The sequence below is a fragment of the Arthrobacter sp. Y3221159 genome (assembly GCF_059089885.1).
Window position 1 is genome coordinate 178,648 of the sequence record NZ_JBNHFC010000006.1, and the last position, 14,109, is coordinate 192,756.

Genomic DNA, 14,109 nt, shown 5'->3' on the forward strand with positions numbered 1-14,109 from the left:
CCAGACTACCCCCAGCAGGCGGGGCATCCTCCGGCACGCTCCGGCTAGTTGCCCTGCGCTTTGGCCGGCAGCGGTTTTGCCGCTCCCGCCAGCAGGAGTGCCAGCACGATGGGGGCCATGATGGCCAGTAGCGCGAGGTGGATCCCCGTGAGGTCGCCGAGGTAGCCCAGGAGGGGCGGGCCGGCGAGGAACGATATATAACCGAGAGTGGATACTACGGAGACGCGGGCTGCAGCGTGCTTCGGGTCGTCCGCGGCAGCGGACATCCCCATCGGGAAGGCCAGCGCGGCTCCCACGCCCCACAGTGCGGCGCCAACGGCCGCCAGCCACACATTCCCGGCGAGGACGAACAATCCCAGGCCGGCTGCCGCGGCCGCCATGCTGGCCCGCAGGACCACAACCCGCCCGTATTTGTCGATCACCCGTCCGCCAAGGAACCGCATTGCCGTCATGGCCAGGACAAAGAGGGCGAACATGAGGGCGCCGGTGGACTCGGAGGTCCCCAGTCCGTCAACGGAGGCCTTGGCAATCCAGTCATTGCCCGCACCCTCCGTGAGGGTAGCCCCGAGGACCACCACGCCAATGAGCAGCGTGCGGCTGTCCCGCCACGCGGACGGACCCTTCGCCTGCTTTGCGTCCCCTTCGGGAGCCACCGCGGGGATATGGGGGAGGAAGTAGCGCGGGGCGATCATCGTCACCAGCACCACCACACCCACGATCACCAGGAGGTGCAGGGGCAGGTCGACTCCCAGGTTGGACAGTCCTGCCCCGATCAGCGCACCCACAAAAGCACCGCCGCTGAATGCCGCGTGGAACTGCGGCATGATGGTGCGCCGGAGCTTGTGCTCCACGTCGGCGCCTTCGATGTTCTGCGAAACGTCCCAGAGGCCAATGGCGATTCCGAAGAAGAAGAGCGCGATTGCCGTGCCGGGAATGGATTCAAGGGACAGTGACAGGGCAATCCCCGCTCCGGCCGCCGCCGCCAGCAAGCCGCCAAACCGAACGGTATTTGCCGTTCCAATCCGGCCGACCACCAGGCCGGCAGTGGGCAGGGCCAGCAGGGAACCGACGGCGGTGCACAGCAGCAGCGTGCCCATTTGCCCCGAGGTGATGTTCAGTGTTTCGGTCACCGCCGGGATGCGGGCAGCCCAGCTGGCAAAGACCAGGCCGTTGATGCCGAAGACCAGGAAAGTGGCCGCTGCTGCTGCATTGAGTCCAGCGTCCTGCTTCATGCCCGTATTTGTGCTCATACATTCACTACTTCCACAGAGTATTCATCGAGTTGGGCGCGCTCTCCGGCGCTGAAAACCTTGTCTGTCACCATCACATCCACCCGCTCAAGGCCGGCAACCAGCACCCGCGCGTTGCTGTGCCACTTCGCGGCGGCAGCGGCGAGGACCACCCGCGCGCCCGATTCCAGCCCCGCCCGCTTTACGGCTGAATCTTCGAGGTCATGGGCCAGCAGTCCATCCCCGGTGCTCACGGCGCAGGGGGTGATGATGGCCGTATCGAACCGCAGGGACCGTATGTTGGCCTCGGCCAGGGGGCCGCGGAAGCACAATTCGCCGGGCACTACGTTTCCGCCGGGGACCAGGAGCGCGGGCCGGCCGCCCGCGGCGGTGTCTTCACCGGCTGCGGCGTTCAGTGCGCGCAAGGACATGGGCATCAATGTCAGGTCCCGGCCGGCCAGAGCACGGGCCACTTCCGTGGCGGTGCTCCCGCTGTCCAGCCACACATGTTCCCGGTCCCGCAGCAGGCCGGCAACGGCAGCCGCGATACGCCGTTTGACGTCCTGGTCCTCCAGTTCGCGCTGGCCGTAACCGGGGTTGTCGCCGGGGCCCAGCAGGCTGCGGGCCCCACCATGCACCCGCCGGAGCACCCCGTTGGCTGCCAACACCTCGAGGTCGCGGCGGATGGTTGCTCCTGATGCCTTGCAGGCCAGGGTGAGCTCCTCGACGCTGACTTCTGCCCGCTCGCGCAGCAGGTCTGCGATAGCGCGGTGCCGGTCATCTGTCTTCATGCTCAAATGATAACAACTCTTGAGCAAGTGATCACTAGGGTGATCATCCCGGTCGATCAGCGGGCGCGTTCGACCCGCTTCTCGTCCCAGACGGGCTCCGCCGATTCGTACACTTTGCCGTCAGAGCCGAACACGAGGAACCGGTCAAAGGTCCGCGCGAACCAGCGGTCGTGGGTCACCGCCAAGACGGTCCCTTCGAAGTGGTCGATAGCCCGTTCCAGTGCTTCGGCCGAGTGCAGGTCAAGGTTGTCCGTGGGCTCGTCGAGCAGCAGCAGGGTGGCACCGCTGAGCTGGAGCAGCAGGATCTGGAACCGTGCCTGCTGCCCGCCCGACAGGGACTCGTACTTCTGCTCCGACTGTCCGGCCAGACCGTAGCCGTCCAAAGCGCCGGCTGCGGCTTCACGGCCCAGCCCCGAGCGATGCTCGTCCCCCCGGTGCAGGATGTCCAGCAGTGTCTTGCCCAGAAGGTCGGGCCGCACGTGGGTTTGCGCGAAGAAGCCGGGGCGGATGCGGGCCCCCAGTTTGACGGTCCCTTCGTGCGGCACCTCAGCTATGTCCACATCGGATACGGGCAGGTGCTCCCGCTCAGGGTCGGTGCCGCCGGTGGCCAGCAGCCGCAGGAAGTGCGACTTGCCGGACCCGTTGGAGCCCAGGACGCCCACCCGGTCACCGAACCAGACCTCCGTGGAGAACGGCTTCATCAGGCCGGTCAGTTCCAGCCGCTCCGCAACAATGGCGCGCTTGGCCGTACGGCCGCCCTTGAGCCGCATCTGCACGTTCTGCTCGATGGGCAGTGCCTCCGGCGGCCCGGCCTCGAGGAACTTGGCCAGCCGGGTCTGTGCTGCGTGGTAGCGGTTGGCCATGTCGGAGCGGAAGGCTGCCTTGTTTTTGTACATGTTGACGAGTTCCTTGAGCTTGATGTGCTCCTCGTCCCAGCGTTTGCGGAGTTCCTCGAAGCGGGCGTTCCGGTCTGCGCGCGCTTCCACGTAGGAACCGAATCCACCGCCGTGGATCCACGCTGCAGCCCCGTTGATGCCGGGCTCCAGCGTTACGATGCGTCCCGCGGCATTGTTCAGCAGCTCACGATCATGGCTGATGAAGAAGACAGTCTTCCTGGATTCGTTGAGCCTCTCCTCGAGCCAGCGTTTGCCGGGCACATCGAGGTAGTTGTCAGGTTCGTCCAGCAGCAGCAGCTCATCGGGTCCGGCGAACAGCGCCTCGAGGACAAGCCGCTTTTGCTCACCGCCCGAAAGGCTCGACGCCGGGCGGTGCTGGGCACGGTCGTAGGGGAGTCCCAGCGCGGCCATGCAAACCTCATCCCAGACGGTCTCCACGTCATATCCGCCGGCGTCTCCCCAATCGACGATGGCCTGGGCGTACCGCATCTGGGTGGGCTCGTCGTCGTACTCCATCATGGCCAGTTCCGCCTCGTCCACCTCGCGGGCGGCGGCAGCCAGCGCCGGCGGGGCAGCGGAAACCAGCAGGTCCCGCACGGTGGATTCGTCCCTGACCTGGCCCACGAACTGGCGCATGATGCCCATGCTTCCGGACCGACCGATGACGCCCTCATCCGGGGTGAGGTCTCCGGCGATGATCCGGAACAGCGTCGTCTTGCCCGTCCCGTTGGGTCCGATCAGCGCAGTCTTGGTGCCGTCCGGAACCTTGAAGGTAACCCCATTCAGCAGCTGCGTGCCGTCGGAGAGGAAGTAATCGATACCGGAAACGTCAATATGGGCCACGCAGTCCATCTTCCCACGCCCCACCCCAGGAGTTTTTGTCCAGATATGGCGGCTTGACGGGCTTGGAAGTCGCCATATCTGGACAGAAACTCTAGCCGGCGGCGGTCAGGAATTCCTTGAGCAGCGGGCCGGAAGTGGTTGCCCCCAGCCCGCCGTCCTCCACGAAGACGGCCACGGCAAGGTCGCCGTGCACAGCCACGATCCATGCGTGGGTCTTCGGCGGTACTTCGTTGCCGAATTCAGCGGTACCGGTCTTGGCGCCAACCGGAGCTCCCGGAACCGAGGACAGGAAACCGGCATGGCCGCTGGTGACGACGGCACGCATCATGTCCGCCAGGGAAGCCGCCTCCTCCGCGTTGATCGGCTGCCCGGAAGCTGGTGAAGGAGCTTCAGCAGTTGCCGTGGCCGAGGGCTGCGCGGCGGGAGCAGTGGATCCGCTGGTGGTCCCGGCAGGCGCTTCGCCGCCGTCGGGATTCAAAACGAGCTGTGGCGCAACGGGCGCGCCCTTCGCCACGGATCCCGCCATCATGGCGGCAGCCAGGGGTGACAGCAGGATCTTGCCCTGGCCGATCATGGAAGCGGCATGTTCGGTGCCCGAAGCCTCGCCGGGGACAGAGCCCAGGAAGGCCTCCGCTCCAAGGGTGGGCGCCTCCACGGCCAGTCCCATGGCCATGGCGGCAGACTCGAGCTGGCCCTGCGAGACTTTGTCCCGGGCGGCAATGAACGCTGTATTGCAGGAGTGGGCAAACGCGTCCCGTAGGGTAACCGAGCCCAGGGAACCTTCCGGATACCCCTCCGCATTCTTGAATGTCCGGCCATCCACCGTGAGCGTGGGAGTGCACTCAACCTTGGATTCGGGCGTGAGGCCGTTACGGAACATCGCCAGGGAATCAACCATTTTGAAGATCGACCCCGGGGCATACTGGCCCAGCATGGCAGTGTTGTAGCCGTTGCTTCCCGGACCGGATGAGACAGCCAGCACGGCACCTGTCGAGGGCCGGAGGGCGACGATGGCGGAGGCAGGACCCACCTCCGCCAGGGTGTCTTCGGCAAGCGTTTGCAGCCGGGGATCCAGCGTGGTCTTCAGCGCTGTACCGGGTTTCGGCTCCACCTCGAACAGCACCCGGCGGGGGTCGGTTGCCGAGGACTGGATCTGTTCACGGGTCAGGTCGGCGCGCTGGGCACGGATGACGACGGCGTCAGACCCGCGAAGCTGTTCGTCGTACTGCTGCTGGAGCCCGCTGATGCCGGTCAGGTCGCCGGCAGCCAGGGCCCCTTCGGATGCTTCGATCTGCTCGGCCGTGGCCTCGCCCACGGAGCCGAGTACGGCGCGGGCAAAATTCCGGGTGGGTGCCAAGGGCATCATGGCCGGAATGGCGCGGGCGCCTGGAATGGCGGCGATCTGCTCGTTGGTGATGGTGCGGCCTTCTTCCCGCAGCGTGATCGCCGGAACGAAGGCTTCGGCGCCGGAGGCCTTGACCTGCTCCGTATACGCCGCGGTATCGACGCCCACCAGCGCGGCGAGCTTGCCGGCCGAGTCAGCAGGATCGGCGGAACCGAGCTGGGGCTTGTCGATGCCGACGTTGACCACGGGGCGATAGGTGACCAGGGGGACGTCCCCGGCACCGAGGATATCGGCGCGGGGCGGCGACTGGGCACCCTTGCTCAGGACCTCTGAATCAGCCAGGCCGGGCACCAGCGTGGCGGGGTCCCATACCGTCAGCCACTTATCGCCGGACTTCCTGAACTTGGCTGAGACGGAGTATTTCCATTCCGCTCCGCCGAAGGTCCAGGTGTAGTTCAGCGGCGCGGAGGCGTTGTCCCCGTCGAGGGTGAGCTCACCGGCTGCCACAGAAGGCTTTTGGGGATCGAGGGCCGCGAAGACGGACTTGAGCTGCTCGTTGGCGGCAGCAGCGTCCTTGCCGTCAAAGGCCACGGAGCTGATGTCCAGGCCGGAAACGGCGATGGCGAGCTCAGCAGCTGCGGCTTCCGCTCCACTGCGGCCGTCATCGCAGGCAACGAGCGACGTTCCCAGGATGAGCGCGGCAACAGCAATAGAAAATCTCGAATTTTTCCCCATCGCGCCATTATCCCCTGCTTTTGCCGCCGGTTTGGCCTGCACTACGTCAGCGGCGGATGCTTAGCTTCCGCCGCCTATGTTCAGCCCCAGCGCGGGGACCGGCAGACCGAATATGTCCCGCAAGGCATGTGTTGCCGAATGCAGGCCAGGCATTCCCGTGACCCCCGGGCCTGGCGGTGTTGCGGATGAACACAGGTAGACACCGGGCAGGGGAGTGCGCCACGGGACGCGTGACACGACCGGCCGCCGCAACAGGCCCCGCAGGTCCATCGCTCCCACGCTGAAGTCGCCGCCAATGTAGTTGCGGTTGTACTCGGCCAGCCCGGCAGCGGTAACTGCATTCGACTGCACCACGAGGTCGCGGAACCCGGGTGCAAAGCGCTCCAGCTGGGCGGTGACCGTTTCCGTCATGTCCCTCGTTGAATTAGCGGGGACATGGCAGTAGGTCCACAGTGTGTGGCGTCCCGACGGCGCCCTGCCCGGGTCGAACCGGGACGGCTGGGCCACCAGGACATAGGGTCTCTCCGGATGCCGGCCCGCGTCGACGTCGTTTTCAGACTGCGCAAGCTCCTCCCGCGTGCCGCCCAGGTGCACGGTGCCGGCGTCCGCCAGCTCAGGGGCCTGCCAGGGAACGGGTCCGGACAGGATGAAGTCGACCTTGCAGGAACCGTTGCCGTAGCGGAATGACTCCAGGGAGGAGCGGTAGCGGCCCGGCAGGGAATCCCCGGCCATCTCCAGCAGGCCCCGCGGCGACACATTCAGCAGGACGGCGCGTGCCTCAGGCAGGTCAACCAGCCTGTCCACTGGTGTGCCCGTGCGGATGACACCCCCGTGGGCGGTGAGGTCCTCCGCAAGTGCCGTCGAAATGGCGGCTGAACCGCCGATCGGGATGGGCCATCCCTGGGCATGCCCCAGGGCGCTGAGCATGAGCCCCGCCCCGGCCCCGGCCAGGGATGGCTGATGCGTTATGGCATGAGAGGTCACACCGCTGAGGAGGGCAGGTGCGTACTCCTCACGGAACCTCGCGTTCCATGCCCGTGTCCCCTGTTCCAGGGTGCGCAGGCCAAACATCGCCGCCGTGAAGGGGTCCCCGGGAATCCGGTACAGCTGGTTTTGCGTGAAGTCCATGACGCCGTCGATGTTCCTGACCAAGGGCGCCATCAGCCGGCGGTACGCTGCACCGTCCCTGCCGAGCTCCGCTGCTGTCCGGTCCAGTGACCGGTATGCGAGGGCTGCGCGTCCACCATCCAGCGGGGAACCATAGGAAATGTCCGGGCTGACCAGCTTCACCCGGCGTGCCAGCTCAAAAGCACGGAAGAACGGGGAGGCCAGCGCCATGGGATGCACTGCCGAGCACACATCATGGAAGTGTCCGGGCTGCATCAGTTCGGAGGTCCGCGTCCCGCCGCCAATGGAGGAAGCGGCCTCGAAGACTTCCACGGACAGACCGGCACGGGCCATGACAGCTGCCGCGGCCAGGCCGTTGGGGCCGGCGCCCACTACTACTACGTCAGGCATGCGTGGAGTCCTTTCCGGGAAGAACAGGATGTTCGGCGCGGCGCAGGCTGAAGCTGAAGCGGTCCGGAGCACCGGAGAACGGCCCGCCATGCGGGTCATCAAGATGGTGGCGCCGGATGGGGTCATAGGTGGGGTCGTAGATATCCCAGGTGACCCTCGCCATCAGATACGCCACGGCCACCAGGTGGGCGGCCACCGCCAGAACGTAATACGGCATGTCCAGGTTGTGCTGGGAGGAGCCTGCGCTGGTCACCTGACCAAGGTACATCCACACCGCGGCCCAGTGGAGGCCTTCGATGCCCTGCCACACCAGGAAGTCCCGCCAGCGTGGCCGGGCAAGGGCAAGGAGCGGGATCAGCCACACCACGTATTGCGGGGAGTAGGCCTTGTTGGTGAGGATGAAGGCCGCCACCAGGAGGAAGGCCAGCTGGGCAAGGCGGGGACGGCGGGGTGCCGCCAGCGCCACATAGGCAATCCCGGCACAAAGCAGCACAAGGAATGCCGGTGCGAGCAGGTCGACCGCCACCGGACTTAGACCCGGCCAGCGGAGCCTGCCGGCCAGCAGATTGTAGGCAAACCATGGCGACCCGTACCCCGCATCGCGGTCAGCGGTGAACTGGAAATAGTAGGCCCAGCCGCTGAAGTTGGCCGCCGCGAACGGCAGGTTGACCGCTGTCCAGGTCACAGCTGCGGCCGCGCCTGTCACCAGCAGGGGACGGAACCGGTTTGTCCGCAGGCTCAGCAGCAGGATGGCAACCAGGACCAGCAGGGGATAGAGGTTGGTGGCGGTGGCGAGTCCGAGCAGGATGCCGGCGGGCACCAGCCGCTGAGACGCGAAAAAATACATCCCCACCGCCACCAGGCACACCGTCCACAGGTCCCAGTTCACGGTTCCTGCGAGGATGATCCCCGGCGCCAGGGCCACCATCGCGGCATCCCAGGGCCGGCGGGCCGACGTCCTCGCTGTTGCCAGGACCGTGACCACAGCCGCCGCGGCCAGTAGTGCTGCGTTGACGTCGAAATACGCCAGGATGCGTCCTTCGGAGGCACCCGTGCCCGGCACCAGCCAGGCGGCAAGCCCTGCAACAAGGGCTATCAGTACCGGATACTCGAACTGGCTGCCCAGGATGGGAAAGGCGCCGTCTGCCAGGCCGCGGCTCCGGAACAGTTCCGGGAAGTCCGAATAGCAAGTGGCGTAGAACTGGGTGGGCGGCTCCCAGCCGTTGGCGCGGCAGTATCCCTTGAGCAGGACGCCGATCAAGGCCGCGAGAACGGCCAGGAGCACCAGGACCCGCTCCACGGTGAAAGGAGCCGGGGAAATCACGCCCGGCTCCGCCCTGCGCCCCATGGGTCCACCGGCTACCTCTGTGAAGTTCCGCAACAGGACATCGCTGCGGCTGGGAACCACCAGCCGGGACCGTGCCCGGCTCCCCGCAGGCTGGCTTTCCTCCATGCAATCGAGCTTACCGGGATGCCTCAAGGATGATGTCCCAATTCCTGCGGGCCTGTATCGTCGCAAGGGGTGCCGGGAAAGGCCGTACGCTGTGCCGCGAAGCTTCGTCCCGTCAGCCGTCCTTATGACATGCAAGACATGACTTCGGTTCAACCGGCAGTCTCCAGGAGGTAACAGGTGGAAAGCCAGAGGGTCCGCGGCCAAACAGCCTGGCAGGGGTCCGGGCTCGGCTCTGCACCAGATGGCCCCATCCCAATGTGGCGGATGCCGGCCTTTATTGGGCTGCTGGGATTCTGTGCTGCGTTCCTGGGCTCGTGGATCCCGTCCTTTTGGGATGACGAGATCGCCACCATTTCTGCCGCCGGACGGTCTCCCGGCGACCTGATGCTGCTGCTGCAGTCCGTGGATGCCGTCCATGGCCTCTATTACCTGATCATGCATTTCTGGACGTCCGTCTTCGGTTTCTCCGAGGTGTCCATGAGGCTGCCATCGGCTATGGCAGTGGGTCTTGCCTGTGCTGGAACGGCAGTCATTGGACGGAAGCTGGGATCGGAAGCGGTGGGGTTCGCGGCCGGCCTGGTCCTGGCAGTCCTTCCGCGCATGGTCTGGGCGGGAACGGAGGCGCGCCAGTCAGCCTTCACCGCCCTGATCGCCGTCGCCCTCACCCTGCTGCTGCTCCGGGCCTGGAAGTCCAACCGGGTTCTTGACTGGGCTCTGTACGCCCTCACCGCGGTGGTGGGTGTCTGGATGTTCATGTTCTTTGCCCTTGCCGTCGCTGCCCACACGGCAGCCGCCATCATCCTGCGGCGGCGCATGGTGGCCACGTTGGTGGCTGCATCGGCGGCGGGCATCTGCGTGCTGCCGTTCCTCGCCTATGCCCTGGGGCAGAAGACCCAGGTGGACTGGATCCAGAACCGCTCCCTGGCCCAAAACCTGATGACCGCCGCAGTTAAGCAGTACTTCTACGGCGATGACCGGCCCACCGGCAACATGCCTCCCACGTGGATCCTGGCATTCGTGGTGCTGCTGGGTGTGGTGGAGGTTGCGCTGGTGGCATGGGGCCTGTGGAGGGCGCGCGGAGACGCAGCACTTCGTCCGCTGGTTTGGCTGGGCCTGGCCGGCGTGGGCGTGCCCGTCGCGGGGCTCCTGCTGGTCAGCGTCATAGCCCAGCCCGTCTACGTTGCACGGTACCTGACGTTCACAGCGCCGGCCTTTGCCCTGCTGGTGGGACTGGGTATCACGCGCCTTCCGGCTGCCCGAAGGTGGCTGAGGCCCCTTGCGGTGGCCACGGTGGTTGGGTGCAGCCTGGTCCCGCAACTCACGGTCAAGAGCCTGGTCAACGAACCCGCGGACACCGAGCGGCGGATCGCTGCCCTGCTGGACCAGCAGGAACCGCAACCCGCCGCCCTGGTGTTCGACGAGCCCTACCTCCGGGACATGGTCCTCGCCTATCCGGACGGGTTTGAGAGCATGGAGGACCTGTCCCTTGAGGAAAATCCGGCAGAGTCGGGGACCCTCTGGGGTGTGGATGCTCCCGTCACAGCCGCCGAACTGAAAGGCCGCGGGAACGTCTTGTTCGTCGGGCTGGGTGAAGGCACTTCCCATGATCTTTCCGCCTTCGCTGCCGCAGAATGCAGGGAAACCCGCAGCCAGCCCTTCCAGCGCCTGGTCCTCATCTCCTTCGCCTGCTCCTGAGAACCGAAGGCCCGCCAGCAAGCCTCAGCGGAGGCCGGCCATTTGCTGGTGCATCAGGACGAAGACGTCTTCCCGCTGCTGTTCCAGCAGGTTCCTGTTGAACTGCTTCCTGGCGGGCCGCCGTACAGCGGACAGGAGTTTCCGGATTTTCCGGACCATGGTTCTCACCTCCTATTACAGGTATGCCGGCCAAAAGGCAGCCCGAAAAAGGGCGCAGCAGATTGACCGGTGATTATGAGGAAATTGCGGCAACAATTGATGCCGGAAACACCAGGAAAGTAATTAGGGATTTCCGCGCGTCAGAAAAGTGCCGGACAGGCTGCGCACCGCGGGCAGGGCGCAGGCCCACAGTGGGTCCTGGCAGGCAAGGGCTGCGGGGGCAGAAGGCGGGATACCGAAAGCCACGGAGCAAGCGGGAGCCGCGGATGCCGCTGCTTATCCCCGCCGGCTTCGCCGCCGTCGGAAATCAGCAGGCCGCGGAACGGCTAGCTGCTAGCAGCCTGGAAAGCCCCAGGACAGGTGCGCATTATGCGCCGAGGCCGGGGCGGCATTGATGGTGGTCTTCCGTCCGCCAGTCAAAGTCATCATTTCTCCCAACCTCCTTTTCTCCTGTTGGCCGCAATGAAAGCGTGCAGCCGGGGCGCTGACCCCGGGCTAATTGCCTTGGGAACAGGAATAAAAGTACACCACTAATCCGCAGTTGACTACCTAATTCCGGAAAACCGGCAGAAGAAATTCGAAAAGGGGAATGCTAGAGGCCCCAGCGCACAATTGCCGGAGTCTTCTTGTCCCAGCCAAGGGTGCAGACTTTCGCCGTTCCAAGAATGAAATGCCGGCCCTCGGTGGGCGGCAATTCGAGCCAGCGGGCGGTCAGGATCCGGGAAAAGTGTCCGTGCGCCACAATGAGCACGTTGTCCATCCCCGATTCCAGGATCCGGCCAATGATCTTGTCTGCCCTTGCCGCCACCTCGTCGAGCGTCTCGCCGTTGGGAACGCCGTGCGTCCAGATGAGGTAGTCGGGATTGTCCTTGCGGATCAGGTCGGAGCTGATGCCCTCGTAGTCGCCGTAGTTCCATTCCACAGCCAGCGGTTCGTGCTGCGCATCCGGGAAGCCCGCAAGTTCGGCAGTGCGCCGGGCCCGCCGCAGGGGCGAGGTGAGCACCAGGTCGAAGTCCACGGCGTCGAGCACCTTCCGGGCCTCTACGGCCTGCTGTTCGCCTTCGACCGTGAGCGGGAGGTCCGTCAGTCCGGTGTACTGGCCGCTTTTGGACCATTCGGTCTCGCCGTGGCGCAGGATCCAGAGCTGGGGGCGGGGGGCAAGGGCGGGATTAGTCACTTGGTCTCCTCAGAGGGGGAAGGTTCGACGACGGCGGGAGACCCTGCGGGATCCGCTGCAGCAGGTGCCGATTCGGGCTGCCGGGCCCACCAGCGCAGCAACCGGGCCTCCGCTTCCTCTGTTGGAAGGGGTCCGTGTTCCATCCGCTCGTTAAGGAGGAACTTGTAGGCCCTGCCAACGACGGGCCCGGGCTTGAGGCCGAGCACCGCCATGATCCGGGCCCCGTCGAGGTCCGGCCGCACGGCATCCAGGGATTCCTGTTCCTTCAGGGCAACAATGCGTGCTTCGAGGTCGTCATAGGCGAAGGCGAGCCGCTCGGCCTTGCGCTGGTTCCGGGTAGTGACGTCGGACCGCGTCAGCCGGTGCAGGCGCTCCAGCAGCGGTCCGGCGTCGGTGACATACCGGCGGACGGCTGAATCGGTCCAGCCGGCGTCACCGTAGCCGTAGAAGCGCATGTGCAGCTCCACCAGCCGGGCAACGGCCTTGGTGGTGTCCTTGTCGAACCGGAGGGTCTTCATGCGCTTGGCGGTGAGCTTGGCACCCACCATGTCGTGATGGCGGAAGCTGACCGCGCCGCCCGGTTCGAAGCGCCGCGTAGCCGGCTTGCCGACGTCGTGCATCAATGCGGCGAAGCGCAGCACAAAGTCAGGGCCGGGGACAGGGCCGTCCCCATCGGTTTCCAGCTCGGCCGCCTGCTCCAGCACCTGGAGGGAGTGCTGGTAGACGTCCTTGTGCCGGTGGTGCTCGTCGGATTCAAGGCGCAGGGCCGAGACTTCCGGGAGCACGTACTCGGCCAGGCCGGTGTCCACCAGCAGGTCCACCCCCACGCGGGGGCGGGAGCCGCAGATGAGCTTGACCAGCTCGTCGCGGACCCGTTCCGCCGAAATGATGGTGATGCGCTCGGCCATCCGGGTCAGGGCCTCGCGGACCTCGTCGTGCACCGCCACGCCCAGCTGCGCGGCGAACCTGGCGGCCCGCATCATCCGCAGCGGGTCGTCGGAAAAGGACAGCTCGGGCGCACCGGGGGTGGCAAGAACCGACGCGTGCAGGTCCCGGACGCCCCCGAACGGATCCACCAGCTCCATGGAGGGCAGTTTCAGCGCCATGGCGTTAATGGTGAAATCCCGGCGGAGCAGGTCATCGGTCAGCGACGACCCGAACGCCACCACGGGCTTGCGGGACTGCGGATCGTAGGCTTCGGCCCGGTAGGTGGTGATTTCGATCTGGAACCCGTCCTTGCGCATGCCGATGGTTCCGAAGGCGCGGCCGATGTCCCAGAAGTTGTCCGCCCACTTCTTGATCAGGGCAACCGTCTGGTCCGGAGTGGCGTCCGTGGTGAAATCAAGGTCGGGGGATTTCCGCCCCAGGAACAGGTCCCGCACCGGGCCGCCCACCAGCGACAGTTCATGCCCGGCGTCCACAAAGCGCTGGCCCAGCTCCAGGACCACCGGGTCCACCTTGAAGTCGACGGTGTGGGATTCAGTCTTGTGATGTGCGTGCGCCATAGTTACTTAAGCTTGGCAGAAACCGGCGGCCCGGCAGGCCAAAATACTGTCAAGATCCGAAGGATTCCACCTGCTGGCAGGAAACTGCGTCATATGCCGTCCATGTTGTTGTCATGTTCCGGTCATCACGAACGGGCAACAGTCGTTAGAGTGGACTCCATGGCCCATCCAGTACCGAGCGCTCCAGGCAGGAGGACAAACGCACCGTTGCCGTCGGCGATCGGTGCGCACGTTGCCCCTGCCCAGCATTCGGCCCCGGCCTCGCTGCCCACGGTGGAGGAAGTTTCGGCCGGCGGTGTGGTGGTGGATACGTCCGACGCCGAGTTGAGGGTTGCGATCATCGCCCGCCTTAACAGGGGCGGACGCCTCGAGTGGTGCCTGCCCAAGGGCCATCCGGAGGGCAAGGAAAACAATGAAGAGGCGGCGGTCCGGGAGATCGCCGAAGAGACCGGCATTGAGGGCAGCATCCTGGCCCCCCTGGGAAGCATCGACTACTGGTTCACCGTCAGCGGCCACCGCGTCCACAAGACCGTGCACCACTACCTCCTGCGCGCCACGGGCGGCGAACTCACCATCGAAAACGATCCCGACCAGGAAGCCGTGGACGTGGCATGGGTGCCCATCCAGGAACTGGCCCGGAAACTCTCCTTTCCCAACGAGCGGCGCATCGCCGATCTCGCCCGTGAGGTCCTGCCCGGACACCTTTAGGAGGGCCCGTGTCGCCGTCAGGCAATGTGCCTGCCGCGCTGGCGTCCGGGCGTTG

General features: G+C 65.8%; 11 protein-coding genes. 2 read left to right on the plus strand and 9 right to left on the minus strand.

Annotated features, from left to right (window positions below; genetic code table 11):
- Nucleotides 1–44: 44 nt before the first annotated feature.
- The 6 genes from AC5RT3_RS08500 to AC5RT3_RS08525 form a co-directional block, all read right to left on the minus strand.
- Nucleotides 45–1,250, minus strand: coding sequence for an MFS transporter (locus AC5RT3_RS08500; RefSeq protein ID WP_494011428.1), 1,206 nt, complete (start codon nt 1,248–1,250; stop codon nt 45–47).
- Complete coding sequence (locus tag AC5RT3_RS08505) at nt 1,247–2,020, minus strand: DeoR/GlpR family DNA-binding transcription regulator (RefSeq protein WP_494011427.1); 774 nt, start codon at nt 2,018–2,020, stop codon at nt 1,247–1,249. Before AC5RT3_RS08505 ends, AC5RT3_RS08500 begins: the two co-directional genes overlap by 4 nt.
- 56 nt (nt 2,021–2,076) lie before the next feature.
- Nucleotides 2,077–3,759 (minus strand): ABC-F family ATP-binding cassette domain-containing protein, encoded by a 1,683-nt coding sequence (locus AC5RT3_RS08510; protein WP_494011426.1) that lies wholly within the window; start codon nt 3,757–3,759, stop codon nt 2,077–2,079.
- A gap of 91 nt (nt 3,760–3,850) precedes the next feature.
- Nucleotides 3,851–5,839, minus strand: coding sequence for a penicillin-binding transpeptidase domain-containing protein (locus tag AC5RT3_RS08515; RefSeq protein WP_494011416.1), 1,989 nt, complete (start codon nt 5,837–5,839; stop codon nt 3,851–3,853).
- A gap of 60 nt (nt 5,840–5,899) precedes the next feature.
- On the minus strand, nt 5,900–7,357 hold the full coding sequence (locus tag AC5RT3_RS08520) for a phytoene desaturase family protein (RefSeq protein ID WP_494011415.1): 1,458 nt from the start codon (nt 7,355–7,357) through the stop codon (nt 5,900–5,902).
- Nucleotides 7,350–8,810 carry a glycosyltransferase family 87 protein gene (locus tag AC5RT3_RS08525; protein WP_494011414.1) on the minus strand — a complete coding sequence of 487 codons (1,461 nt, stop codon included), beginning with the start codon at nt 8,808–8,810 and terminating at the stop codon, nt 7,350–7,352. The genes AC5RT3_RS08520 and AC5RT3_RS08525 overlap by 8 nt, the downstream gene beginning before the upstream one ends.
- 264 nt (nt 8,811–9,074) lie before the next feature.
- Between AC5RT3_RS08525 and AC5RT3_RS08530 the strand changes: the two genes are divergently transcribed.
- Entirely contained in the window at nt 9,075–10,505 is a 1,431-nt protein-coding gene (locus tag AC5RT3_RS08530) for a glycosyltransferase family 39 protein (RefSeq protein ID WP_494011413.1), read from the plus strand.
- 24 nt (nt 10,506–10,529) lie between these two features.
- Here the strand turns inward: AC5RT3_RS08530 and AC5RT3_RS08535 are convergent, their stop codons facing one another.
- The 3 genes from AC5RT3_RS08535 to AC5RT3_RS08545 all read right to left on the minus strand — a co-directional run bounded on the left by AC5RT3_RS08535 (nt 10,530) and on the right by AC5RT3_RS08545 (nt 13,346).
- On the minus strand, nt 10,530–10,664 hold the full coding sequence (locus AC5RT3_RS08535) for a hypothetical protein (protein WP_494011412.1): 135 nt from the start codon (nt 10,662–10,664) through the stop codon (nt 10,530–10,532).
- A 592-nt stretch (nt 10,665–11,256) separates the two neighbouring features.
- A complete protein-coding gene (locus AC5RT3_RS08540) occupies nt 11,257–11,841 on the minus strand; it encodes a histidine phosphatase family protein (protein WP_494011411.1) in 585 nt (194 codons plus the stop codon).
- Nucleotides 11,838–13,346, minus strand: coding sequence for a CCA tRNA nucleotidyltransferase (locus tag AC5RT3_RS08545; protein WP_494011410.1), 1,509 nt, complete (start codon nt 13,344–13,346; stop codon nt 11,838–11,840). The genes AC5RT3_RS08540 and AC5RT3_RS08545 overlap by 4 nt, the downstream gene beginning before the upstream one ends.
- A gap of 207 nt (nt 13,347–13,553) precedes the next feature.
- On the opposite strand from AC5RT3_RS08545, the gene AC5RT3_RS08550 reads away from it, so the two are divergent.
- Complete coding sequence (locus AC5RT3_RS08550; RefSeq protein ID WP_058269716.1) at nt 13,554–14,054, plus strand: NUDIX hydrolase; 501 nt, start codon at nt 13,554–13,556, stop codon at nt 14,052–14,054.
- The last annotated feature ends 55 nt before the right edge of the window (nt 14,055–14,109 follow it).

Bases quoted from the DNA above. Each gene is read 5' to 3' on its own strand.
- AC5RT3_RS08500 (WP_494011428.1), bottom strand. From the start codon at position 1,250: ATGAGCACAAATACGGGCATGAAGCAGGACGCTGGACTCAATGCAGCA.
- AC5RT3_RS08505 (WP_494011427.1), bottom strand. From the start codon at position 2,020: ATGAAGACAGATGACCGGCACCGCGCTATCGCAGACCTGCTGCGCGAG.
- AC5RT3_RS08515 (WP_494011416.1), bottom strand. From the start codon at position 5,839: ATGGGGAAAAATTCGAGATTTTCTATTGCTGTTGCCGCGCTCATCCTG.
- AC5RT3_RS08520 (WP_494011415.1), bottom strand. From the start codon at position 7,357: ATGCCTGACGTAGTAGTAGTGGGCGCCGGCCCCAACGGCCTGGCCGCG.
- AC5RT3_RS08525 (WP_494011414.1), bottom strand. From the start codon at position 8,810: ATGGAGGAAAGCCAGCCTGCGGGGAGCCGGGCACGGTCCCGGCTGGTG.
- AC5RT3_RS08530 (WP_494011413.1), top strand. From the start codon at position 9,075: ATGCCGGCCTTTATTGGGCTGCTGGGATTCTGTGCTGCGTTCCTGGGC.
- AC5RT3_RS08535 (WP_494011412.1), bottom strand. From the start codon at position 10,664: ATGGTCCGGAAAATCCGGAAACTCCTGTCCGCTGTACGGCGGCCCGCC.
- AC5RT3_RS08545 (WP_494011410.1), bottom strand. From the start codon at position 13,346: ATGGCGCACGCACATCACAAGACTGAATCCCACACCGTCGACTTCAAG.